The following is a 23,346-nucleotide window of genomic DNA, read 5'->3' as shown; positions in this document are numbered from 1 at the left end:
ATGATATTTGGCCAAATTCCCATCGATCAGGCTGAAGGCGCACTGCTTGCCCATTCCCTGAAACGTGGCTCCGTGAATTTCAAGAAAGGCCGGCAGCTCAGTGCGGAAGACATTCAGGTCCTTCGTCTGGCCCGGATAGAAGAAGTCACGGTCGCGCAAATCGAAGACGGTGACATTCACGAGGATGATGCAGCACAAGCGCTTGCTTCATCAGTTGCCGGCAGTGGGACGGAATTGACCAGTGCTGTAACGGGTCGCTGCAACATCATGTCCACGTGCCACGGTCTCCTCGTCGTCGATAGCGAGACGATCAATACCGTAAACCGGGTCGATGAAGCACTCACCGTTGCCACTCTTCCGGCCTATGAAATGGTGGAACCGCGGCAGATGCTCGCGACCGTCAAGATCATACCTTTCGCTGCACCTCGACACTCCCTGCAGTCATGCCAGGACCTTTGTCGAAAGGCGACGGCGGCCCCTGTAAGGATCGCGCCATTCCAGAGAAAGAAAGTCGGCCTGATCCAGACCAGTCTGGCAGGTATGAAGGAAAGCCTGCTCGACAAGACACAATCGGCACTCAACCATCGTCTGCGACAATTGGGGAGTCCCGATGTTCGTGAGATTCGCTGCGCCCACGATGAAGGAGAGGTTGCAGCAGCCATTTCAAGACTGACAGCAGAAAAGCCGGATATCCTTCTGGTATCCGGGGCCTCTGCCATTATTGATCGCAAGGACACGATTCCAGCCGCCATCGAGCAAGCCGGTGGCCAGGTCAGGCATTTCGGCATGCCCGTGGATCCGGGAAATTTACTGCTACTTGCCGAAATCGGCGGGATCGATGTAATCGGCTTGCCGGGGTGCGCACGGTCTCCAAAGCTGAATGGCTTTGACTGGGTCCTCCAACGTCTATGTGCAGACCTGCCAATAGCGCCTGAGGACATTGCCGGCATGGGTGTAGGTGGCCTGCTGAAGGAAATCCCTTCACGTCCCCTACCCCGTACGCAGGCTGTCTCTCAGGAAGAAACAGCACAGTTTCCCAGGGTCACAGCCCTGGTCCTGGCGGCGGGTCAGTCACGACGCATGGGCCATATCAACAAGCTCCTGGAACAGGTAAACGGGAAAAGCCTTCTACAAACCACCGTGGACACCGCCCTGGACTCCCAGGTTTCAGATTGCCTGGTCGTCACAGGTCACGAATCCGACAAGGTGCAGGAGAAGCTGGACGGCAAGGCTGTGCGATTCATCCACAATCCAAAATATGCTGATGGTCTCAGTACATCAATACAGGCCGGCTTGGCCGCATTGGAAGACAATACGGATGCCATACTTGTCATGCTGGCCGACATGCCCGAGGTCAGCAGCGAAGTCCTGAACCACTTGGTGACAAGCTACAACCCTGTCGAAGGACGTGAGATCTGCGTGCCGACCTGGCAAGGCAAACGTGGCAATCCTGTATTGATCGGAAAGGAGTTCTTTGCGGAGATCATGGAGATTTCAGGCGATATCGGGGCACGTCAATTGCTTGGGGATTACCCCGACCTTGTCGCGGAAGTCGCTGTCAAGGATGACTCGGTACTGGCCGATATCGATGCCCCCCAGGACCTGGAGGCCCTTCGCAAGAGAACGCGAGGAGAGTGAAATAGAACCAAAAAAAAACCGGCGCCCTTCTAGGGCGCCGGTTTCTTCTTGTGCGTTAAGCCAGGAGGCTTACTGCATCACGATCTCAACACGACGGTTGAGCTGCTCGCGAACCTCCGGACCGGTGGGTACGGCCGGTTCGGAGTAGCCACGGCCAGCAACCGAGATTGCATTGGCCGGAACGCCGCGATCAACAAACCAGTCGCGAACCGATTCGGCACGGCGCAGGGACAGCGCCATGTTGTACTCAGCCGTACCAACGGTGTCGGTGTGACCGGTCAGGGCGAAGCCCTGAGCTTCTTCCGCTTCAGCGGTTTCAAGTACGTCGACCAGTGTCTCGGCTGCATCCGGACGGATGTTGGAGCGATCGAAGTCGAAGTAAACCACGAAGGATTCGGGTGCTTCGGGCTCAGGCTCGGGCTCTTCGGCCACCTGTGGCTCGCAAGGATATGAAGAATCCTGGATCACGGCTTTGCCGTTGGAAGAGCGAATCACGTTCTCCGGCTGGATGTTCGTGACGACATTGCACCAGCCATGCTCGCGGTCATCGACCTGAGCGGAGAGGGCCGGGTTGGCCGCAAAGCCCATTGTGAGGCCCACGGCCGCTGCTGTAGCGAAGCAGGTGTTTCGAAGTAAGGTCATCTTTGGAGGTCCCCCTGGTTGGGTTGATAAACTCGTTTGCTCAGGGTTGCGAGGAACCCCATGCGGACGGATCACACCGAAAATCATGCAACAACATAACTTCTGAAGTCCACTAATGGAAGTTCCATTATTGAAACCCTGTATAGTGTGTAGGAATGTGCGACTTTAAAACCACAGTCCCCTGTAACTTCTTTGCACTGTCTACCACAGTCAGGCTTCGAAATCATCCGATTCTTCTGTCTTTAACAGGGCTTAGCCGCCTCTCTCAAATGTGTATTCACGGAGCGTTCCCAAACACACCACAGGGCGCGGAGAGCATCTGTCACCTTTGCGTAACACATCATTATCGTGCTGCAAGCTATGGTCAGCTCTCACTCTTTCAGCGATCACCAAATATTTAGATAAGCATCCATGTATTGTCGAGGTCTTACCAATGCTTTTCTTGGGCCAACCTATAAATGCTATCCTCAGGACAGCAGACTGACTCTGCTTTAGTTAAGAAAAGGTAAGCGCAAAATGCAGGGGCAGACTTTGCCTGTCTGCAGATCTGATCACTGATTGCGGCGCCATGTAAGGGAGGTGGTGTCCCCAACGGGACTCGAACCCGTGTCTTCAGCGTGAAAGGCTGATGTCCTAGACCGCTAGACGATGGGGACGCCGTGGACGGTTGGTGAGATAACTTTACAGACAGGCAAAAGCAACCCCCTGCGGAGCCTTTTCAGCAATTTTCACCTGCGTGCTTTCCTTTTATTGGCTCCCATGAGTCATCTGCGCTGAGAGAACTGCACGCCAAGCCCCTCCTCTTCGGAATCCTGCCTGGAAAGTGGGGCGCCTTCGAGCTCACGCAGGATCTTGTTCCGTATAGCCTCCCCAAACTCTTCGAATCCAGGAGACGAGATAACGAAAGCGCCTGCGCCCCCGATGACCTGCTGGCGGAAATACTGATCAAGTCCCGGTTCCTCATTGAGAATAGCCAGGCCATTGACCGTAACGCCTTTATCGAGAAGCGACTCGCGTCCCCTGGCAACATTCAGTCCCTTGTTGGATTGACCATCACCGGAAACATCGATCACTTGCCGCCGGCCGACGTATGGCGCCGCCTTCATCATGGCCCCGGCAAAAGCAAGCATGTTGCCGATAGCTGTACTGCCGCGCCGTACATAGCGGGGCGTGCGGTCCAACAAGTCGGCAAAGGCCTCAGCATCTCCCGCACCGACAAGCAGTTGCCAGTCCTGCGCAACAACCTGCTCGTCCTCTCCTGCCCAGTGTATCATCGCAACGGCAACGCCACGATCGCCGACACCGCGAATCGCGGCCTGCACCTCCTTGTTGCGGAAAGCATCGGCGTAGCCCTTCATTTGCAAATCGAACTCTCTGGCATCGACACTCGACGAGGAATCCACGGCCAATATAAGCTGCAGGTCGACTTCTTGCGCCGCACGCGCCTCCTGCATGCCAAGCGGGAAAACGAACAGGAAAAGTGTGACTATCCAGTAGAGTTGCGGCCATCTCTTCATGTCATGGACCTATGAGGTGAGCCGAATGCCTTGGGGGACAGTACAGCTTAAGGGGCAATCCGAGCTGCGTCCTCTATGTGCAGCTGGAGGGCTTCGGGGCCTGCCCAGCTATCTCGCCGCAACTTTCCGGCAAGATGAACCGGAAAGTCCTTTGCGGCCTGAAGCAGATCGCCAAGTGGACGCCCTACGGCGCGGAAGGCGATTCCCTTCAGCCGCTCCCCAGTTTCGGTCCTGGCAAAAACACGCAGATGGTCGCTGCCAACCACGTCTGCACGCAGGATCTGCACATTGGGTACGGCAAATCTGGGTTCCGGGTTGCCTGTCCCAAAGGGGGCCAGCTGTTCCAGGGACTGATAGAACGCATAGTGGCCGGCCTGGTACTGCAAGATGCCATCCAGTCGAAGCGTCGGCTGATACGCCAGGCCTGAAAGGACCTGGCTGACGCGTTCGCTCATGAATTCCTGCAAGGCTGCCAATTGATCCCGCGCAACCGTCAAGCCGGCCGCCATTGCATGACCGCCGCCATTGATGAGAAGCCCTTTCTGCCTGGCTGCCAGCACTATGGAGCCCAGATCGACACCGGGAACCGACCGTCCCGACCCTTTGCCGACCCCCTCTTCATCCAAGGAAATGACGATGGAAGGGCGATCAAAACGTTCCTTCAGTCGACTGGCGACAATCCCGATAACGCCTGGGTGCCAGTCCTGCCCCACTGCTATGACAAGATCACGGGGACCGTCCTGCCCTTCCACCTCCTGGATTGCCTGCTCAAGGACGCTGGCCTCAATTTCGCGGCGTTCATTGTTATAGTCATCCAGACGCTGCGCCAGAGTGCGCGCAATTCCTGTATCGGCGGACGTCAGGAGTTCTGTTCCCAGGCCCGCCTCGCCCACACGCCCCCCGGCATTGACACGTGGACCAAGAATAAAGCCCAGGTGATAGGCGCTGGGCATTTCATCCACCCGCGCAACATCCGAAAGCGCCTGGAGCCCCTGATTTCTTCGTTGCGCCAAGACCTTGAGGCCTTGTGTCACAAACGCCCTGTTCAGGCCGGTCAGCGGAACGACATCGCAGACCGTTCCCAGAGCCACCAGGTCCAGGAGTTGCATGAGGCTCGGCTCCCGAACACCCTGGGCCGCATACCATCCACGCTCCCGCAAGGCCCTGTTCAACGCCACCAACAGCAGGAAAGTCACACCCACTGCTGCCAGATGTCCGAGTCCGCTTTCGTCATCGAGGCGATTTGGATTCACCACGGCCTGTGCGGGCGGCAGCCTGGTTTCCGCAACGTGATGATCAACAACGATAACACCGAGCCCCTGATCCGCAGCTGCCTGCAAGGCATCGTAAGCCGTTATACCGCAATCAACTGTCACTACCAGCTCGATCCCCTTGCTGGCCAGGGCATGCATGGCCGCTGAGTTGGGGCCATAGCCTTCACGGATCCGATCCGGAATATACACCTCAAGGGGAACACCGAGGGACTGGAGGAACAGCTTCAGCAAGGAACTCGATGTTGCACCATCGACATCATAATCCCCAAAGACCGCTATGGGACGTTTGTCTTGTATGGCAGAAGCCAGAGCATCGACAGCCTTGTCCATGTCCTTCAGGCACAGTGGATCCGGTATCAGTTCCTTGAGCGTAGGTGAAAGAAAGCTCTCAGCCTGATCGATATCGATACCGCGCGAGGAGAGAATCCGCCCGATGGTGTCGGGCAACCCAAGCCGCTGACTGAGCGCCAATGACTGTCGTTCGTTGCAGGCGCGCAAAAGCCAGCGCTTTCCGGTACAGGAACGCTCCACGCCAAGTAGGCATTCGCTCTCCGTTGCCTGCAACGTCACCTCGCCGATTGTCAGAGCCCAGCCATGGTTTCGTACCAGGTCTTGCGGGTGAAATTGTGGCGCGTTTCGACAAAGCGGATGGTTCCACTCTTTGAACGCATAACCAGGGAATGTGTAATAGCGCCGCCGGGTTGACGGCGAACACCGCGCAGCATGGAACCGTCCGTAACCCCTGTCGCCGCAAACATCACTTCCCCGCCGGCAAGATCTTCAAGCTTGTACTTGCGGTCCATGTCGGTAATGCCCCAGCGTTTCGCACGTGCCCGTTCATCATCATTCCGGAACGTGAGACGCCCTTGGAATTGCCCGCCAATACAACGCAGGGCAGCGGCCGCCAGAACACCTTCAGGGGCGCCCCCGCTGCCCATATAGGCATCCACGCCGCTTTCACTCTGGCTGGTGGCGATGACACCGGAAACATCACCATCACCAATCAGCATGATCCGCGCCCCGGCTTCACGCACTTTCGCAATCAGTTCGCTGTGGCGAGGCCGGTCCAGGATGCAAACCACCAGGTCGTCCACATCCATCTGCTTGGCCTTGGCCAGTTCCTTCAAGTTTTCGGCCGGTGTTGCATCCAGATCGACCAGGTCCTCCGGCAGACCGCCACCAATGGCGATCTTGTCCATGTACACGTCCGGTGCATTCAGGAAGCCACCCTCTTCCGACATTGCAACAACCGTCAGGGCATTGGGGCCACCCTTCGCCGTGATTGTCGTCCCCTCAAGAGGGTCCAGGGCAATATCGACGCGCGGACCACCCGCGCCCACCTTCTCACCGATATAAAGCATGGGGGCTTCATCGCGTTCGCCCTCACCGATGACCACCGTTCCATCGATGGTCAAGGAGTTCAAACCGGCACGCATGGCGTTGACCGCTTGCATATCAGCTGCCTTCTCATCCCCGCGCCCCATCAACTTCGAGGCCGCCAAAGCTGCCAGTTCCGTGACCCGCACGACCTCGAGAGCGAGGTTCCGGTCCATTACGCTTTTGCTATCCAACTCTGACATCATCCAATCCCCCGGGTTCTAGCTTTATTCTGACGTCATCAACTGTTTTCAATACGGATAAAGCGCGGTTCCTGAAGGCAGCTGTCCAACTCTTCAATACGGCGCAGGGCGCGCAAGACCTGAGCCTCTCCCGTTTCATGCGTGACGATAACCAAGGGGACAGCCTCGCCTGGCGCGCGACCACGCTGTAGAAGCGCTTCCACCGATATCTCCTCGTCACGCAAGGCTGTGGCAATGTCCGCAATCACACCGGGCCTGTCGACCACCAGCAAGCGCAGGAAGTAGGCGCCAAAGTGTGCATCACTTTCCAGAGGCTGGGCGCGCTCAAGCTTGTCCGCCGGAACCGCGAAAGGAGGCAGCCGCAATCCACGGGCGATGTCCATCAGATCTGCCACGACAGCCGAAGCAGTAGGGTTTTCACCGGCGCCGGCTCCCTCGATCATGATGGGTCCAGAGAAATCTCCCTGTGCCAATACGGCATTAAAGACACCGTCAACCCGCGACAGAGGATTGTCCAGAGGCACCATGCAGGGATGGACACGCTGTTCGACCTGGCCATTCTTGCGCCGCGCCATGCCCAAAAGCTTGATGCGATAGCCAAGCTCCTCGGCATAGGCAATATCCATGGAGGATATGTTGCGTATCCCTTCCATTTGAATGGAATCGAAATCCACCTCTGTCCCGAAAGCCAAGGCGGTCAGCAGGGCCAGTTTGTGTGCCGCATCCACACCGTCCACGTCAAAGCTGGGATCGGCCTCGGCGTATCCGAGTTTCTGGGCCTCCGCCAGCACTTCACCGAACTCACGTCCCGTATCCCGCATGGTGCTGAGAATGTAGTTGCAAGTGCCGTTCAGGATACCGTGAATCCGAACAAACTGATTTGCCGCCAAGCCCTCCCGCAAGACCTTGATCGCAGGTATTCCACCAGCCACCGCCGCTTCATAGGAAAGAGCCACTTGCCTGCTCTCAGCCAGCCGGGCCAGATCGGTTCCATGATGAGCCATCATGGCCTTGTTCGCTGTCACCACCGACTTTCCGTGCTCCAGCGCTGTTTTTACTAGGTCAAGCGCCACACCATCGGAACCGCCAATTAGTTCGACAATGATATCCAGTTCCGCATCAGCCGCCATGGCAAGCGGATCATCATACCAGCGCACGCCTTCAAGATTGAGGCCGCGGTCCTTGCGCCGATCCCGCGCTGAGACTGCGGAAACCACCAGGGGACGTCCCGTTCGCTCTGCCAGAAGCGAACCATTCTCTTCAATCAGTCGGACGACACCGCTGCCGACAGTCCCCAGACCAGCAATACCGAGTTTAAGTGATGTTGTCACAATACCCACTTTCGCGCTCTATATTCATCAATCATCTGATTCTGGCGCAACAACCCACCGGTGCCCCCCGACCACCGGCAGGGAGCACATCCAGCACCCATTTCCGCCAGAAGGCGATATTCCGCCTTTTTTCTCAATACAGAAGGAAAATCTCCACCCTTCTGTTACCGGCTTCTCCGGTCGGCATGAATTCCGCATAAATGCGGTCGCCCACACCACGCGCCTCCATCTGGACCTGAGCCTCTTCTAGCCCTGCCCGCCGCAAGGCCTCAACCACAGCTTCGGCACGTTGTCGCGACATGACCTGGTTGACGCGTTCGAAACGCTCCTGATCCATGGTCGGGGTATGTGCTGAGGCATGACCGACAACCTGGACACTTGCTCCCTCGCGCTCCGCGACACGCGCTATCTTCGTAATGATGTCATGATCCCTGCTGTCCAGGGCATTCGAGCCATGCCTGAAGTAGATCACACCGGCCAGTTCCATATTACCGGTCGTATAGGTCCGGTTATCCGTCTGTCGACTGTCTGAGATCACATCCTCGTTGATCGTGATCTGGGCCAGCTGCACACCCGTAAACACAGGCTCTTCATGGTCTGTTTCGATAGCCAAGTAGCTGCGCGATGTTTCATTCAGCAGTGATGTCCGGTCCTCTCCATCAGCCGCCCCCCCATTGGGGGCATCCAACGCCTCGGCAGGCTCCTCCTGCCGCAGGTTGGAACGGCTGTGATCCTCCTGCAGGCTGCGCCTCAAACGTTCACGCTCCTCCACAGGTGTTGGTGCGGGACGTTCCATGGGAACTGTCGACAGGTTTGGAATGCTACCACCTTCAATATCCTGTTCATCGACCTGAACCCGTTCCGGCATGGGCTCTTCTCCGAAGAACTCATTGTACGTGGGTTCAAGACTGTTACAGGAAACAAGAAGCGGTAGACTTGCAAATAGAGGCAGCTTGCGGAGAAACGCCTTGGAAAGCTTCACCGGCGTCCTGCCCGAAAGGCCCTGCGTCAGGGAATCTGCACTATCTTGACGCATGTCAGCTCCTGTTCTTTGCGGGCGCCTACATAACCTGCAGAATTTGTTACCCTGATGGACAGGTAAGAGCAAGGTAAGTCGAAAAAATCATCCCTGGCCTTGGCGCCGCTTCATACACATTTATGGCTCAGGGATTCCGATAACGATCTTAGGAGGCCACAGCATGACCGAACAGTCGGACGATCAGGTCAAGCTACCCGATCCGGTTGAGATGAATAAAAACATGGCAGAGATTGCCGAACGCAGCAGCAAACTGGTGAACGATTTCCTGCAACGGCAGGCAGAACAGGCGCCAAATACCCAGATCGATCCTCTGAACATTGGCCAAGCCTTCTTCGACATGACGGCGCAGATGATGTCGAATCCTGCCAAGATTGTCGAAGCACAGATGGAACTCTGGCAGCAATACATGCAGTTATGGCATGTCACGGCCCAGAGAATGATGGGCCAGGAATCCGAGCCGCTGGTGTCTCCCGAGCAAGGAGACAGACGCTTCAAGGACGAAGCATGGGAAGACAACCAGCTTTTCGATTTCATCAAGCAGTCGTACCTGCTGACAGCACGCTGGATGCAGGAACAGGTCCGTGAAGTCGATGGACTCGACGACAAGACAGCACAGAAAGTCGATTTCTATACAAAGCAGTTTGTCGATGCCCTGGCACCTAGCAACTTCCTGATGACCAATCCCCAGGTGCTACGCGCCACCCTGGAAAGTGGTGGCGAGAACCTGGTGAACGGACTGCAGAACCTGCTGGACGACCTGGAACGCGGTAAGATCAGCATGACAGATCACGATGCCTTCGAAGTGGGGGATAACATCGCCATCACCCCCGGGAAGGTCGTCTACCAGAACGAATTGATGCAGCTGATCCAATACGAGCCGGCGACCGAGACCGTCCACAAGGTGCCCCTCCTGATCATTCCGCCCTGGATCAACAAGTACTACATTCTGGATCTGCGCGAGAAGAATTCCTTCGTGAAGTGGGCCACGGAACAAGGACTGACCGTCTTTGTCATCTCTTGGGTCAATCCGGACGAAAGCCTAGCCCAGAAGAGCTTCGAGGACTACATGAGCCAGGGGTTCTTCGAGGCTTTTGATGCGGTTACGCAGGAAACTGACGAGCAAGAAGTCAATGTCATCGGCTATTGCCTGGGGGGCACCATGCTTGCGTCCGCCCTTGCCTATCTTCATGCAAAGAAGCCGCAGGATCCTGGACCGGACCCCTCACAGATCAAATCGGCAACCTTTTTCACGGCCATGACCGACTTTTCCGAGGCCGGCGAACTGGGGGTATTCATCGACGAGGTCCAGTTGAGCGCGCTGGAAGAGAAGATGGAGAAGCAGGGCTATCTGGAAGGCTCCGCAATGGCGACCACCTTCAACATGCTGCGCGCCAATGATCTGATCTGGTCGTTCGTCGTCAACAATTACCTGCTGGGCAAGGATCCCTTCCCCTTTGATCTACTGTACTGGAACAGTGATTCGACACGCATGCCCGCAGCCATGCATTCCTTCTATCTGCGGCGCATGTACCAGGAGAACAAGCTGATCGAGCCCGGGGGTATTACCCTGAAGGGCGTTCCCATAGACCTGCGCAAGATTGAAACGCCCAGCTTCATGCTGTCCGCGAAAGAGGACCACATTGCCCCCTGGAAGGGGACCTACGCCCTGACCCAGCTTGCCAAGGGGCCCGTCAAGTTCGTGCTGGCCGCTTCGGGACATATTGCCGGCGTCATAAATCCGCCGTCTTCAGGGAAGTACTGTTATTGGACCAACAGTCGACATCCCAAGAACCCGGATACCTGGCTGAAGAATGCCGAGGAACATCCGGGGTCCTGGTGGCCGGAATGGTACAAGTGGATCGCGCGCAAGAGCGGGCCCAAGAAGACCCCAGCACGGAAACCAGGCGATGGAAAGCTCAAGCCCATAGAGGAGGCGCCAGGATCCTATGTTCGTGTCAAGGCAAACTAACCCTTTACTGCGAAAGCGGCTCCTGACGGCCAGTGCGGCATTCGCCCTGGCCGCGCTCCCGCCCCTCTTCGCGTTTGCTGATGATCCGGTCGCTTTCGATCAAATGGTTGAAACGGGCGGATGGCTCTGTGAGGAGGCGCCTGCCAAAGAATGCATAGATCATGGCTGGGCGTATGCTGACAGGAATGGGGATGACCAGCTGGACCGGAAGGAACTGGAAGCTCTGCGTTCCGACATGAATGCCTGGGCGGACTGGAGGTCGGACAGCCTGTCTGGAAAGGACAGGACAAAGCTGTCCATTGCGCGCTCCATTGCCAACTCTCTTGAACTGGATGACTTGATTCAGGGGTATGACGAAGATGACAGCGGGACGATCACGCGCGACGAGCTGTTGGCCGATATCAAGGTCGATCAACGGCCTCTTCCCGAAATCCTGGCAGACAAGCAGGCTACGGACTGGCAAGCCATAGGGGAAAGGCTCGGCCCCTTTGGGTCCCTGGTGGGAAGCCTGGGAGCTCCGTAAGTCATGAAACGCTGAAAACGGCTCAGATTATGAACTGGTCACTGAGTGCTGTTGTCAGGTCGTCCGCAAAGGAATTGCCCTTGCGGATTATTGGTACTGTTGGCGGCAGGTACTGCAGGCTGCCATGCTCACGATCATAGGAAGTGATCAATGCCAATCCAGTATTACGTGTCTGCGGCATGGCTTTCAGGCCAGCCGCCAGGTCGACACCTGAAAGATCGGCCAGAACAGCCGAGAGGATCACCAGATCGGGCTGGGTCCGGACAATCATCTCCAGTGCCTCGAATGGCGTTGATACGGCTGTGACCCGGTAACCACATTCGGCGATCTCACGCTCGATCATGCGCCGCACCACTCCACGATCCATCACAAGCAGCACCTCGATTTCGCAAACGGCCATGTCTTGGGCATCGAAACCGCGCCTTGGTGGAAGTCGGCGAACCAGATGCGCCGCACTTTCCCCGCCCACGCCCTGCTTTTCCAAGAGTTCAGTGAGGACATCCAGGTAGATCTCGATGTCGTTTAGATGCCGCTCGTAGGGCTCGTCCACAGCTTCCAGGTAATCTTCCAGGCGATGTGCAGCGATACCCAGCAACGAAAGGTTCATGCTGCCAGCACCACCCTTCAAGTCCAGCGAAAGACGGTGAGCACGCTCGAGAACGGACCGCAGGGAGCCCTCGCCGCCATTCACCTGGCCGATTTGGCGAACGATGGCCGTAATCGCGTCCAGCCCGTCGGCCAGAAACTCGCTCTTGTGCGCAGCCATTCCCTCGGCTGCGATCGTCCTTGCGGTACGTTCCTTGACCTCTGTCATACCTGACACCCGGTTGGATCTTTCTGTCAGGTCAATTCTAAGGCGCCAAGTCTTTGCAATCGGTTAACGTACGAACAGATTCAACTGCGGTAACTGGCGGCAAGCTTGGCATACTGATCGGCTGAACGGCCGAAGTAATCCAGTTCCTCCGGGCGCAGTTGGCGCTGGAGCTTGGCTGGCGTCCCAGCCCACAGCTCGTTGGCTGGAACGCGTTTTCCCGGTGTCACGACGGCACCGGCAGCGACCATGGCGTGGCTTTCCACCACGGCATCATCCATGACAACCGAGCGCATGCCGATGAAACAGTCATTCTCCAGCTTGCATGCATGGATCAGGGCCATGTGACCGATGGTGATGTTGTCGCCGATATGGGTCGGCATGCCGCCTCCGGTTTCCCTGTAATCGCCCTTCGGATCGTGATTGCAGTGAACGATCGTGCCGTCCTGCACATTCGTGTTGCGCCCAACGCGAATGGCATTGACGTCGCCCCGCAGGACACAGCCATACCAAATAGAAGAACCGGGGCCGATTTCGACATCCCCTATGATAACAGCAGTCTCTGCGACGAAGGCATCGGGATCGATACGGGGCGTCATGCCTCTGTAAGGGATAATGGTCGCCATTGATCACTCCATCCTTTTCTCAGCAAAACGGCTCAGGGAAACAGGGGCTGCTGTTCCAGGCCCATAGTCTCCGGCAAGCCAAACATCAGGTTCATGTTCTGGATTGCCTGGCCACTGGAACCCTTCACCAGATTGTCGATCGTGGCAATGACAATGGCACGCCCCGGAATGCGGTCCGCAAAAACGCCAATCAGGCAGAAGTTGGAACCCCGCACATGACGCGTCGCCGGCACTGCACCCTCCGGAAGGACGCGAACGAAGGGTTCATCGCGATACTGTTCATTCAAGGCTGTCCGCAGGTCGGAAACCTCCAGCCCTTCTTCCAGCTTCACATAACAGGTGACCAATTCACCCCGGTTCATCGGAACGAGATGTGGGGTGAAGTTCACGTTTACAGCCTGGCCGAATGCGGCCCCCACTTCCTGTTCGATTTCAGGTGAGTGGCGATGACTGGACACGCTGTAGGGATGCAATCCCTCTGCCACTTCGCAAAACAGGGTGGCCTCCTTGACGGCACGACCGGCCCCGGTCGCACCGGACTTGGCATCGACGATCAGGTCCTCGGAACGTATGGCACGCTTCTGCGCCAGAGGAACCAGGGCCAGCAGCACCGCGGTCGGATAGCACCCCGGACAGGCAACCAGCCGTGCCCGATGGATGGCTTCGCGATTCAGTTCACTCAGGCCATAAATGGCCGAATCCTGAAGATGTGGCGCACGGTGTTCATGACCGTACCATTCGGCATAGGTTTCGGGATTCCTCAATCGGAAATCGGCGGAAAGATCGATCACCTTCACCTTGTCGGGAAGGGTGGCAATGATGTCCTGGGTCGTGCCGTGCGGCAGGCCACAGAAGACCACATCCAGATTGCTCCAGTCGGCATCCTCCCACTTGACCAGATCCGGCAAGTCCAACCCGCCCAGGTGGGGGTAGACTTCGGCCATGGGTTTCCCGGCATGGGAATTTGCTGTCATCAGGTCAATGGAAACGCCCGTATGTGTGGACAGTAGGCGAACCAGGTCGGCACCGGTATAGCCACTGGCGCCCAGGATGCCGGCACGAACAATATCCCTCATGATATGATGGTCCTGCTCAATTCTGTGAATGAAAAAGGGCGGCCACTTGGGGCCGCCCTTTCGTGTTCCGCTTGTTTTCCGGCAGCAGCCGGAACGGGACGGCCTCAGCGCTTGGAGAACTGGAAGCTGCGGCGTGCCTTGGCACGACCGTACTTCTTGCGCTCGACCTCACGACTGTCACGGGTCAGGAAGCCACCCTGCTTCAGGATGCTGCGCAGCCCCGGTTCGTAATAGGTCAGCGCCCGGGAAATGCCGTGACGCACGGCACCTGCCTGGCCGGAGAGGCCTCCGCCAACAACGGTGCAGATCACATCGAACTGCCCCAGGCGATCCGTCACCTGGAAAGGCTGGTTCAAAAGCATGCGCAGGACCGGACGCGCAAAATAGGTTTCCACAGGGCGCTTGTTCACCGTGATCTTGCCGGTGCCCGGCTTGATCCAGACACGGGCAATCGCATTCTTGCGGCGGCCGGTGGCATAGGAGCGACCCTGCGCATCGATCTTCGGCTCGGCCTGAACCTCTTCCACGGCTACAGGACCGCCTTCGCTCAGTTCATCCAGTGAGGTCAAGGTCTGGGTTTCTTCAGCCATGGGATCAGACCCTCTTGTTCTTGGAGTTCATTGCCGCGATGTCGAGCACTTCCGGCTGCTGGGCCTCATGAGGATGCTCGTTCCCGGCATAGACACGCAGCTTGCGCAGCTGCTCGCGACCAAGCGGCCCGCTTGGAACCATGCGCTCGACCGCCTTGTAGATCACCCGCTCCGGGAAGCGCCCTTCCAGGGTCTCTCCCATCGTGCGATCCTTGATCCCGCCCGGATGGCCCGTATGCCAATAGAAGCGGCGGTCACTGTATTTCCTGCCGGTAAGTTTCACCTTTTCGGCATTGATAACGATAACATGGTCGCCGGTGTCGACGTGTGGTGTGTAGATCGCCTTGTGCTTGCCGCGAAGAATGTTGGCCACACGGCTTGCAAGCCGTCCCAGGACAATGTCTTCAGCGTCGATCACAAACCACTTCTTTTCGACCTCGGCCGGTTTGGCGGAGTAGGTCTTCATGGCAGCCTTCATTGATGGACTGAATGGAAAATCATTCGACAGGCAACACCTGTCTTGTGAACGCGGCTTCTAAGTGCACACACGAACTTTGTCAATTCCAAAAACGTTTTAAAAACATGAAGGTTAGGGTGGTGGTACTATAATACCCCAACCCTCACACCACTGATCCTGCCAGTCCCATGACAGGATCAGTGGAAAATAAAAGCCATATCCGGGGGTTATTCAGCCGCCTGGCTGCGAGCCGCGTTCAACATGTCCACCAGTTGGCGTCCCAGAGGCTCAGCCGATGGCGGGTTCTGTCCCGTCAGAAGGTTTGCATCCTGCACGACAATCGGCTTGAAATTATCCGCACCTCGGAAGTTAGCGCCCTGCTCGCGCAAGCGACTTTCCAGCAGGAAGGGGACGACCTTGTCCAACTCAACAGCACGCTCTTCCGCATCGGTAAAGCAGTTGACCTCTCGGCCCTTCACCAAGGCAGAGCCATCCGAGAGCCTGGCCGCCAGCAAGCCGGCCGCCCCATGGCATATCGAAGCCACCACATGACCCTGTTCAAAGCTTTTTGCTAGAAGACGCCCCAAGGTTTCGTTGTCGGGCAGATCCCACATCGTGCCATGTCCGCCCGGCAGGTAGATGGCCGCATAATCGGAAGCTTCGACATCCCCGATCGCCTGGGTCTTTTCAATTTTAGTCATCGCGGTCTGGTCATCCAGAAAGCGCTCGACAGAGGCGGCATTTTGCCCCCTCTCCTTTTGGCTTCCCGGATCAACCGGAGCCTTGCCACCCTGGATCGAAGCGATTTCGACCTCGTATCCAGCATCCTGCAGTAGGTAATAGGGTGTCGAAAGTTCCTCGAAATGAAAGCCGGTGGGCTTGCCCGTATTCCCTAACTTGTCATTTGAAGTTACGACAAAGAGTACCTTCTTGCTTTCGCTCATCATTCGCTCCATTCACATTCGGCGGACCAGCCGCCTATGGCTGGTCCTGTCTGGTAATTCCTTCATGAATAGAGGTGGGCCCCAACATCGACAGAGCCAACAGCTACAGGCAAGATTGGCATAAAAGCATCACAGGCCGGCATGTAATAAGCTTGGCCAGGATAGAGATACAGCAGAGTCGTGTTCACCGCTGGGGTGGGATCGAATAGGTGGCCGTGCAGTGAGCGACAACCTCGTCCGGCCCTAGCGCTGCGCTGGTCAGGATTACTTCCCCATAGGCGAGCCGCTTGCCGCATTTCAGCAAAAGGCAGTCCGCCAGGACATCCCCGACCTCGGGTTTGCGCAGAAAATTGATATTGAGGTTCGTTGTCACGGCCAATTCCACCCGTCCGATGGCCCCCAGGACGGCAATATACATGGCATAATCGGCCAGGGTCATCATGGAAGGTCCACTGATGGTGCCGCCAGGTCTCAAAAGATCTTCGGATCCAGGCATGCGCAGGCGTGCATGGCCTGACCCCACCTCTTCGACCTTCAGGCCCAGCTGGGTGACCCAGCTCAAACCGGCAGAGATCTCGTCGACTTCTTCCAGTGTAACCTTGCCCTGGCTCATGAGTACCCCCGCTTCTTCTGGATTGATCCAAGCATTCCAGCTTGCCCCGACTCCTTCGAAGAAAGCAGATTTATCCTGGTTCTTCAAAAACCACCGTCAGAGCGATCTTTTTAGGAGGGTCTCCTGGGTACACGGCTTCAGTTGCGGCATCTGGCAATTCTGAGCGCACTGGTGTTGGCATCCTGTGCCGGTCCGCAACGTGACCCTGCGCGCGATATGCCGCCCGTCAGCACTGAACGCTTCAACGGCGTGACGATTGCGGAATTGGCGCGTAATACAGAGGTCTGCAGGGCGGCCTTTTCCCTCAGTCATCTGGAAGGCAGGCTTCTGGAGCATCGCCCTCTTCAGGGTGGCTGTGGAATATCCAATGGGGTTGAGGTCGAGCGCACCTCGATCAGCTTGAACAAGGAGTTCAGGTCCACCTGCCAACTGGCGGCAACATTCTCTGTTTTCGAAGAAAAGATTCTGCAGCCTGCAGCAGAACGCCACTTTGACCAGCCGGTGAGCAGAATAGACCATTGGGGAACCTATGCCTGCCGAAACCGGAACAACCGCCAGGCCGGCTCGCGCAGCGAACATGCCCTGGCCAATGCCATAGACATTGCAGGCTTCCGCCTACAGGATGGCCGATCCATCACCGTCCGGGAAGACTGGAATGCGGGCGGAAGCAAGGAGGCATTCCTGCGTGAAGTGCACCAGGGCGCCTGCCAGCTGTTCCAGGGTGTGATAGGGCCTGATGGGGACCGCCACCACCACGATCATTTCCACTTCGACATGGGGCGCTGGAGGTTTTGCCGGTAGAACCGGTCAAGCTTCGTAATCGCTCTCAATCCCGCAGCCAATCGAGGACGGGCTGTATCTGTTCTGCCTGCATGAGAGATGGGGCATGGCCACACTGGGGAATATTCATCGAGGTCGCATTTGGCCCGGTTGTTTGCATGCGGTCCAGCGTATCCGGCGTCAACAAGCTGGACTCGGCTCCACGCAACACCAGTGTCGGACAGGTAATATGCGCCCACTGGTCCCAGAGATCGATATCCTGTCCTGTTTCCTGCCCGAAAGGCTCGGCAATGGAGGGGTCGTAGTGAAGGTAGTATTGCCCGTCCGAGCCTTGACGTGTCGAGACCTCGGCAAGGTGGCGCCACTGATCATCGCTCAGAAATCCGAAACCAGCATGCACCTGGCGCAAATGCCGCTCGACTGAGACCATGTCAGGCCAGGGGCCGACATGTCCCAAGTACTCGGCAATCCCGCCCAGCGCCTGAGCCGGAATGAATGGGCCGATGTCGTTGAGCACAAGTCGGCGGATGGGTGTGCCTGGCTGAGCGGCCAGCAGCATGCCCAATATGCCCCCCATGGACGTGCCAATCCAGTCGACTTCTGAATGGTTCAGGCGCGCAAGTAGGGCAACCATGTCCGAGAGGTATTGCATCATCGAGTAGTTGGAGGGTTCGACCAGCCAATCACTCCTGCCACGACCGACCACATCGGGACAGACAGAGGACCACCCTTCCCCAAGGAGGGCTTCGGCAAGCGGGTCAAAATCGCGTCCTGTCCGTGTCAGCCCATGGACGCAAACGACCATGCGGCTGCTGGTACGGGAAAGCCTCTGATAGTAAGCCATGCGATGAAAGCCCTGAGGAGACAGCCCCTGAATCCAGCAGACTTCATATGTTTGATTGCTTTCCATGCAGAATCTTACCGTGCTTTTTTAAGGAGTGTCTTCACTTCGGATGCCAGGGCAATTCGTCCATCCTTCATATAGGCTTCATGGTTCCGATCCAGTTCGTCTGGGCGGTATCCGTAATTGACCATTATACCCAGGGACTGCTTCAGACCACGTGAGGAGCTGTCCCCCAACCAATTGATTCGCTCCAACCGAGCTCCATTCCGCAGATGGAACCGCGCCACAGGGTCAATCGGCTGCCCATCATCCCTCTTTTCCTGGAAATAACAGGCCGCAAGCGTCAGCAACGGCTCCTTCAAACGCTCTGAAACCTCTGAAACCAGTAAGCCCTCTGGCTGCCTGGTCAGTTCCTGAAGGGCAGACACTGTCGTGTCCGTATTGCTCATTTCACACAAGACTTTACGGTGATCCGTTGACAGAAACGATGCAATCCGCTCATCCGTCAGGGTCTTGAGCCAGGGCACCAGGCCCGGAACGGGGGAGAGAGTTGCATAGCGCCGCACCTGAGGCATCTCGGATTTGAGCCTCTGAACGACCAGCTTTATCAGGTACTCGCCGAAAGCAATCCCCTGCAACCCCTTTTGTGTATTGGATATTGAGTAGAAGATCGCCGTATCGGCCTTGGCTGTATCGAAGGCAGGCGCCGCTTCATCGAGCAAGTGCTGAATGCTGCCGGCATAACCATCTCCCAGTGCGACCTCCACAAAAGCCAAGGGCTCTTCCGGCATTCTGGGATGAAACAGTGCATAGCAACGCCGATCCGAGTCCAGGCGGTTCCGCAGGTCGTCCCAGGAGCGAATCTCGTGCACCGCTTCGTAGGCGATAAGCTTTTCAAGCAGGGCCGCACTGGACTTCCAGGTGATACGCTCCAAGTCCAGAATGCCTGGATCGAACCAGGATGACAGCAGGTCCTTCAAATGAGCGCTCAACGCCTCGGTCGCAGGCTCCTGCTCACTCAGGGTCAGCAGGTCTGCCCTGAGATCTACCAGGAACTTGACACCATTCGGTAAGCTACTGAAAAGTTTTAAAACTCTTATGCTGTCGGGAGTGAGGGCGTTTATCAGTTCTCGTTCGGCCGCATAGTAACCCTTGCTGCCTTCAGGACTGGCCTGAAGATTTTCCAGCGCAGCCTGAACAGCCTCATGCCTGGGGCCAAAATCCTGTGCCAATGTCTTCAGGAAGGTTTCACGTCCCGCCGCATCCTGATGAAGATACAGGCGCCCCAGTTCTGCCGCCTGCGCACGCGCCGAAACCTCGCCTCCACGTGCCTCGAGACATGCCTTCAGGTTCTTCTTCAGATGGTTGAGATCGGACTTTCCGCCCTTCGCGAGATCCAGGTTCACACCCTTCGTTCCGGAGAAGGCGATCTCTTTCCAGTTGCGCGACAGACGCTCCCAGGCCCGCTCGAAAAACGACGTGCTGCTGCCGGGTCTGGCCATAAGCTCAACTCCCTCTTGCATGCCTGACATAGCCCTAACAGACTGATATGTAATCCGTTGGAACAAGCTCCAAAAGTCCTGTCTTGCCTGCAAGGCAAACAACTCCGTCCTGTGCGCCAGCCATGGGACCTGCCGGGGAAGGAATTTCAATGAAATGGGCGCGCAGCATTTCGGTTGTCGGCTGTCATGCAGAGGGCGAAGTCGGGCGTGTGATCACCGGTGGCGTACTTCCGCCACCTGGGAACACGCTTTTCGAGCAAAAGACCTATCTGGAAAATCATGGTGACGAGCTCAGGCGCTTCCTGATCCATGAACCACGCGGCGGCGTATTCGTTCATTGCAACCTGCTGCTCCCGCCACGCAGTCCAGGTGCGCAGGCTGGATTCATCATCATGGAACCCACGGACTATCCCCCCATGTCCGGTTCGAATTCCATCTGCGTCGCGACAGTCCTGCTGGAAACCGGCATGGTCTCCATGCAGGAACCCGTGACTCATATGAAACTGGATACGCCCGTTGGAGTTATTGCGGTCGAGGCGGAATGCAGTGACGGCAAATGCAGAAGTGTACGAACCACCAACATTCCCAGCTTTGTGGCCAGGCTTGATGTTACCTGTGAAGTTCCCGGAATCGGTTCAGTCAAGCTTGATATTGCTTATGGTGGTGCCTTCTTTGCCATCGTGGATGCTGCCAGCCTGGGTCTGGAGCTCACCCGCGAGAATGCAAGGAAACTGGTCGAGATTGGCGAAGCCATCAAGGCGGCTGCCATCGCCCAACACCCAGTGTCCCATCCCGAGAACCCCGCCATACGCGACATAACCTTCGTTCAGTTCACGGAACCTGTCACACGCAACAAAGATGGTATCTGCGAGGGCCGAAACACGGTCGTCATTTCACCAGGAAAGCTGGACCGTTCACCCTGTGGCACCGGCACATCTGCCCGTCTGGCCGCACTTTCGGCGCGCGGGGAGATCCGCGCGGGCGAGAGTTTCGTGTCCCGTTCCATCCTGGATACAAGATTCCTTTGCCGCATTGAGGCCGTAAGCGAACTTGAAGATGGTACAGTTGCCGTCGTGCCGAGTCTGAAGGGGCGCGCCTGGATAACGGGCCTACATCACTATGGCCTCGACCCGGAAGACCCCTTTCCAGAGGGCTACGCACTGACAGACACTTGGTATCGAATGCCCTGATCCTGACACTCGGACTCCTTGCATGACTCGACTGTTTCGCTGGTTGCTGTATCTCTTTTGCGGATTGGCGGCGACCCTCGTTCTGGCCGCAACACTGGGCGGCGCCTGGATGTATGCTTCCCTGCCCGACAGGACGGGGGAGATGGAAACAGCCGAACTCTCTGCCCCGGTCGACATCCTGCGCGATTCCAAAGGGTTGGTGACAATCCGGGCGGATAATCTGGAAGATGGCGCCTATGGCTTGGGGTTCGTCCATGCCCAGGAGCGTCTGACCCAGATGGAGTTCATGAGACGCCTTGGCAGAGGCAAGCTGTCCGAAGTCATCGGCAAGGCCGGCATGGCGAGTGACCGCCTTATGCGCACGCTCGGTTTCGGACAGCAGTCCGACAAGGCCATCGCACACCTTGAACCGGAGACACTTTCACTGCTGCAGGCTTATGCCGATGGTGTGAATGCTTTCCTCCAACAGAGCACTACCCCTCTGCCTTTGAAATTGGCCGTGCTGGGCATCGACCCCGAGCCATGGGAACCATCGGATTCAGTACTCTGGGGAAAGCTTATGGCAATCCAGCTTTCCGGAAACTGGCGCCAGGAATTGCGTAATGCGCGGCTTGATGCGGTGCTTTCGCCCGCGCAGATGCGCACAGTCTTCCCGGACCTGCCATCCGACAGTCCCTCCACCCTCGATGCGGCCGACAGCAAAAAGCATCAAACACACAGCCTGCTGCTCGAAGCCCTCCCGGAAGCCATCCAGGCCTATCGCGGCGCCAGCAATGTCTGGGCGCTGTCCGGAGAGCGGACCGATACGGGCCGCCCCTTCCTGGCCAATGACCCTCATCTCGGACTGCAGGCCCCCGGCACCTGGTTCCTGGCACGTATTGAAACCCCAGAGGAAATCCTTGCCGGGGCAACGGCGCCAGGGGTGCCGCTGGTGGTGATCGGTCACAATGGGCAGGCGGCCTGGGGCATCACCACGACACACAGCGACACCCAGGATCTGGTTCTGGAAACACTGGATCCAGAAGATCCGGGGGCCTACCAAACCCCGAATGGCTCTCGATCCTTCGAGGTGCGGCAGGAAACCATTCCTGTACGCTTCGGGGAGGATATTGAACTGCATGTACGTCAGAGCCGCTTTGGTCCGGTGGTTTCCGATGTTGCGCGCAGCACCACGATACCCGGCGTTGACCAGGACACCGTTGCAAGCCTGGCCTGGCCCGTTCTGCGAGAGGACGATACGACCGCCGATTCGCTCGTTCGGCTCAATCGTGCCGCCTCCTGGTCCGATTTCGAAGCCGCAATGCGCCGCTTCGTGGGACCGCAGCAAAACATCTTCTATGCCGACCGCTCAGGAACCATAGGCTTTTACACACCGGGCCTGGTTCCGATACGGAATGGCTATGATGGCAGCCGGCCCGTTATTGGCCGGGATCGCGAAGAAATCTGGACAGGATTCATCCCTTTCGAAGAGTTGCCTCACGCACGCAACCCGAACTCAGGACAGCTGCTTAACGCAAATAACCGGATTGCCGGCCCGGATTACCCGTATCAACTGGCCACAGAGTGGCCCGAACCGTACCGAGCCAATCGAATTACGAATCAGCTCTCGCGGAACAGCCGCCACGGCTTGCAGGAGATGATCGACCTGCAGAACGACAGCTACTCGCTTATGGCCTTGGACCTGCTGCCGCTGATGCTGGATTTCGAGCCGGATAACAAACTCCTGGAAAGCTCCAGGAAACTGCTGGCCGCTTGGGACGGCAAGATGTCCAGGAACGCCGCCGAGCCCCTGTTGTTCCAGGCCTGGTTGAAGACACTTCAGGACCAATTGTTTGAAGCCCCGCTAGCTCCGCATTTCCAGGAAATGCGGGGCTGGAATCCGCGCGCAGTCAAAACCGTCCTCAAGGAAGACCGAGACTGGTGCCGCGCTCTCGACGAATCCTGTAAGACAATCCTGAAAGACAGTCTTACAGCGGCTTTGACCCTTCTTCAGATCGAGGAACCTGAAGATCTGAGGGAAAAAACCTGGGGGGCGTATCATCGCACCCGAATGAATCATCCCCTTTATGGGCGCCTGCCACTGTTGAATCGCCTGGCCAGCATCGACCTGCCCACGGATGGCGGTGATTTCACCGTCAATCGAGGAACCCCCAGCACAAATGAAGACGGCCTGTTCCGGCACGTCCATGGTCCCGGTCTGCGTACGGTTTTTGACCTGGAGAACCTGGACAATTCCCGCTTCATGGTTGCTACCGGCCAGAGTGGAAACCCCCTGTCCCCCCTGTTCAGCAACTTTGCTGAACCCTGGCGCGACGGGCAGTATGTCAAACTTGTCGCACCGGAGTTAGATCAGGCCGACGTGTTGCGGCTTACTCCACAGTCGACTGAATGAAGAGCCCC

The 23,346-nt window shown here is 57.3% G+C and carries 21 protein-coding genes and 1 tRNA gene; 6 read left to right on the top strand and 16 right to left on the bottom strand.

Annotated features, from left to right (window positions below; all coding sequences use genetic code 11):
- Positions 1-1,638, top strand: coding sequence for an NTP transferase domain-containing protein (locus BP38_RS0101515; RefSeq protein ID WP_026986273.1), 1,638 nt, complete (start codon positions 1-3; stop codon positions 1,636-1,638).
- A gap of 69 nt (positions 1,639-1,707) precedes the next feature.
- Here BP38_RS0101515 and BP38_RS21580 read toward each other — a convergent pair whose 3' ends face one another.
- The 7 genes from BP38_RS21580 to BP38_RS21575 all read right to left on the bottom strand — a co-directional run bounded on the left by BP38_RS21580 (position 1,708) and on the right by BP38_RS21575 (position 8,850).
- Positions 1,708-2,280, bottom strand: a complete 573-nt coding sequence (locus BP38_RS21580; protein WP_162175101.1) for an OmpA family protein — start codon at positions 2,278-2,280, stop codon at positions 1,708-1,710.
- Between the two features lie 580 nt (positions 2,281-2,860).
- Positions 2,861-2,936 (bottom strand) — tRNA-Glu (locus BP38_RS0101505).
- A 108-nt stretch (positions 2,937-3,044) separates the two neighbouring features.
- Positions 3,045-3,797, bottom strand: a complete 753-nt coding sequence (locus BP38_RS18475) for a DUF1194 domain-containing protein (RefSeq protein WP_051608830.1) — start codon at positions 3,795-3,797, stop codon at positions 3,045-3,047.
- A gap of 47 nt (positions 3,798-3,844) precedes the next feature.
- Positions 3,845-5,641 carry a single-stranded-DNA-specific exonuclease RecJ gene (gene recJ / locus BP38_RS0101495; RefSeq protein WP_026986271.1) on the bottom strand — a complete coding sequence of 599 codons (1,797 nt, stop codon included), beginning with the start codon at positions 5,639-5,641 and terminating at the stop codon, positions 3,845-3,847.
- Between the two features lie 11 nt (positions 5,642-5,652).
- Positions 5,653-6,624 carry a class II fructose-bisphosphatase gene (gene glpX, locus BP38_RS0101490; protein WP_026986270.1) on the bottom strand — a complete coding sequence of 324 codons (972 nt, stop codon included), beginning with the start codon at positions 6,622-6,624 and terminating at the stop codon, positions 5,653-5,655.
- A 65-nt stretch (positions 6,625-6,689) separates the two neighbouring features.
- Positions 6,690-7,982 carry a homoserine dehydrogenase gene (locus BP38_RS0101485; RefSeq protein ID WP_026986269.1) on the bottom strand — a complete coding sequence of 431 codons (1,293 nt, stop codon included), beginning with the start codon at positions 7,980-7,982 and terminating at the stop codon, positions 6,690-6,692.
- A gap of 133 nt (positions 7,983-8,115) precedes the next feature.
- Positions 8,116-8,850 (bottom strand): OmpA family protein, encoded by a 735-nt coding sequence (locus BP38_RS21575; RefSeq protein ID WP_162175100.1) that lies wholly within the window; start codon positions 8,848-8,850, stop codon positions 8,116-8,118.
- A gap of 331 nt (positions 8,851-9,181) precedes the next feature.
- Between BP38_RS21575 and BP38_RS0101475 the strand changes: the two genes are divergently transcribed.
- Together BP38_RS0101475 and BP38_RS22465 are read left to right on the top strand one after the other, a co-directional pair.
- Complete coding sequence (locus BP38_RS0101475) at positions 9,182-10,990, top strand: PHA/PHB synthase family protein (RefSeq protein WP_026986267.1); 1,809 nt, start codon at positions 9,182-9,184, stop codon at positions 10,988-10,990.
- A complete protein-coding gene (locus BP38_RS22465; RefSeq protein ID WP_155992145.1) occupies positions 10,974-11,513 on the top strand; it encodes a PLC family EF-hand domain-containing protein in 540 nt (179 codons plus the stop codon). Before BP38_RS0101475 ends, BP38_RS22465 begins: the two co-directional genes overlap by 17 nt.
- Positions 11,514-11,535: 22 nt before the next feature.
- Here the strand turns inward: BP38_RS22465 and BP38_RS18460 are convergent, their stop codons facing one another.
- From BP38_RS18460 to BP38_RS0101430, 7 genes are all read right to left on the bottom strand, one after another.
- Complete coding sequence (locus BP38_RS18460; protein ID WP_051608828.1) at positions 11,536-12,327, bottom strand: Hpt domain-containing protein; 792 nt, start codon at positions 12,325-12,327, stop codon at positions 11,536-11,538.
- A gap of 80 nt (positions 12,328-12,407) precedes the next feature.
- Positions 12,408-12,950, bottom strand: a complete 543-nt coding sequence (locus tag BP38_RS0101455; protein ID WP_026986265.1) for a gamma carbonic anhydrase family protein — start codon at positions 12,948-12,950, stop codon at positions 12,408-12,410.
- A gap of 32 nt (positions 12,951-12,982) precedes the next feature.
- On the bottom strand, positions 12,983-14,026 hold the full coding sequence (argC, locus tag BP38_RS0101450) for an N-acetyl-gamma-glutamyl-phosphate reductase (RefSeq protein ID WP_026986264.1): 1,044 nt from the start codon (positions 14,024-14,026) through the stop codon (positions 12,983-12,985).
- 104 nt (positions 14,027-14,130) lie between these two features.
- Entirely contained in the window at positions 14,131-14,616 is a 486-nt protein-coding gene (rpsI, locus tag BP38_RS0101445; protein ID WP_035723106.1) for a 30S ribosomal protein S9, read from the bottom strand.
- Between the two features lie 4 nt (positions 14,617-14,620).
- Positions 14,621-15,082 carry a 50S ribosomal protein L13 gene (gene rplM, locus BP38_RS0101440; protein WP_026986262.1) on the bottom strand — a complete coding sequence of 154 codons (462 nt, stop codon included), beginning with the start codon at positions 15,080-15,082 and terminating at the stop codon, positions 14,621-14,623.
- A gap of 218 nt (positions 15,083-15,300) precedes the next feature.
- The gene (locus BP38_RS0101435) at positions 15,301-16,017 is read right to left on the bottom strand and encodes a type 1 glutamine amidotransferase domain-containing protein (protein ID WP_035723327.1); all 717 of its coding nucleotides are present in this window, start codon (positions 16,015-16,017) and stop codon (positions 15,301-15,303) included.
- 184 nt (positions 16,018-16,201) lie between these two features.
- Entirely contained in the window at positions 16,202-16,630 is a 429-nt protein-coding gene (locus BP38_RS0101430) for a PaaI family thioesterase (RefSeq protein ID WP_026986260.1), read from the bottom strand.
- A 141-nt stretch (positions 16,631-16,771) separates the two neighbouring features.
- Between BP38_RS0101430 and BP38_RS0101425 the strand changes: the two genes are divergently transcribed.
- A complete protein-coding gene (locus BP38_RS0101425; RefSeq protein ID WP_026986259.1) occupies positions 16,772-17,431 on the top strand; it encodes an extensin-like domain-containing protein in 660 nt (219 codons plus the stop codon).
- 25 nt (positions 17,432-17,456) lie between these two features.
- On the opposite strand, the gene BP38_RS0101420 is transcribed toward BP38_RS0101425, so the two are convergent.
- Together BP38_RS0101420 and BP38_RS0101415 are read right to left on the bottom strand one after the other, a co-directional pair.
- Positions 17,457-18,254 carry an alpha/beta fold hydrolase gene (locus tag BP38_RS0101420; protein ID WP_245602288.1) on the bottom strand — a complete coding sequence of 266 codons (798 nt, stop codon included), beginning with the start codon at positions 18,252-18,254 and terminating at the stop codon, positions 17,457-17,459.
- Between the two features lie 74 nt (positions 18,255-18,328).
- The gene (locus BP38_RS0101415; protein WP_245602287.1) at positions 18,329-19,858 is read right to left on the bottom strand and encodes a malonyl-CoA decarboxylase; all 1,530 of its coding nucleotides are present in this window, start codon (positions 19,856-19,858) and stop codon (positions 18,329-18,331) included.
- Between the two features lie 47 nt (positions 19,859-19,905).
- On the opposite strand from BP38_RS0101415, the gene BP38_RS0101410 reads away from it, so the two are divergent.
- Positions 19,906-20,946, top strand: a complete 1,041-nt coding sequence (locus BP38_RS0101410) for a proline racemase family protein (protein WP_026986256.1) — start codon at positions 19,906-19,908, stop codon at positions 20,944-20,946.
- Between the two features lie 22 nt (positions 20,947-20,968).
- Positions 20,969-23,338 (top strand): penicillin acylase family protein, encoded by a 2,370-nt coding sequence (locus BP38_RS18455; RefSeq protein ID WP_081816378.1) that lies wholly within the window; start codon positions 20,969-20,971, stop codon positions 23,336-23,338.
- Positions 23,339-23,346: the final 8 nt, after the last annotated feature.

This window comes from Fodinicurvata fenggangensis DSM 21160, from assembly GCF_000686045.1.
Classification (GTDB): domain Bacteria; phylum Pseudomonadota; class Alphaproteobacteria; order Kiloniellales; family DSM-21159; genus Fodinicurvata; species Fodinicurvata fenggangensis.
This window is presented reverse-complemented; position numbering and strand designations above follow the sequence as displayed.

Bases quoted from the DNA above. Each gene is read 5' to 3' on its own strand.
- BP38_RS0101435 (WP_035723327.1), bottom strand. From the start codon at position 16,017: ATGAGCGAAAGCAAGAAGGTACTCTTTGTCGTAACTTCAAATGACAAG.
- rpsI (WP_035723106.1), bottom strand. From the start codon at position 14,616: ATGGCTGAAGAAACCCAGACCTTGACCTCACTGGATGAACTGAGCGAA.
- BP38_RS21575 (WP_162175100.1), bottom strand. From the start codon at position 8,850: ATGCCGGAACGGGTTCAGGTCGATGAACAGGATATTGAAGGTGGTAGC.
- BP38_RS18460 (WP_051608828.1), bottom strand. From the start codon at position 12,327: ATGACAGAGGTCAAGGAACGTACCGCAAGGACGATCGCAGCCGAGGGA.
- BP38_RS18455 (WP_081816378.1), top strand. From the start codon at position 20,969: ATGACTCGACTGTTTCGCTGGTTGCTGTATCTCTTTTGCGGATTGGCG.
- BP38_RS0101455 (WP_026986265.1), bottom strand. From the start codon at position 12,950: ATGGCGACCATTATCCCTTACAGAGGCATGACGCCCCGTATCGATCCC.
- BP38_RS0101420 (WP_245602288.1), bottom strand. From the start codon at position 18,254: ATGGCTTACTATCAGAGGCTTTCCCGTACCAGCAGCCGCATGGTCGTT.
- glpX (WP_026986270.1), bottom strand. From the start codon at position 6,624: ATGGACCGGAACCTCGCTCTCGAGGTCGTGCGGGTCACGGAACTGGCA.
- BP38_RS18475 (WP_051608830.1), bottom strand. From the start codon at position 3,797: ATGAAGAGATGGCCGCAACTCTACTGGATAGTCACACTTTTCCTGTTC.
- BP38_RS0101430 (WP_026986260.1), bottom strand. From the start codon at position 16,630: ATGAGCCAGGGCAAGGTTACACTGGAAGAAGTCGACGAGATCTCTGCC.
- rplM (WP_026986262.1), bottom strand. From the start codon at position 15,082: ATGAAGACCTACTCCGCCAAACCGGCCGAGGTCGAAAAGAAGTGGTTT.
- BP38_RS0101475 (WP_026986267.1), top strand. From the start codon at position 9,182: ATGACCGAACAGTCGGACGATCAGGTCAAGCTACCCGATCCGGTTGAG.
- BP38_RS21580 (WP_162175101.1), bottom strand. From the start codon at position 2,280: ATGACCTTACTTCGAAACACCTGCTTCGCTACAGCAGCGGCCGTGGGC.
- BP38_RS0101410 (WP_026986256.1), top strand. From the start codon at position 19,906: ATGAAATGGGCGCGCAGCATTTCGGTTGTCGGCTGTCATGCAGAGGGC.
- BP38_RS0101515 (WP_026986273.1), top strand. From the start codon at position 1: ATGATATTTGGCCAAATTCCCATCGATCAGGCTGAAGGCGCACTGCTT.
- argC (WP_026986264.1), bottom strand. From the start codon at position 14,026: ATGAGGGATATTGTTCGTGCCGGCATCCTGGGCGCCAGTGGCTATACC.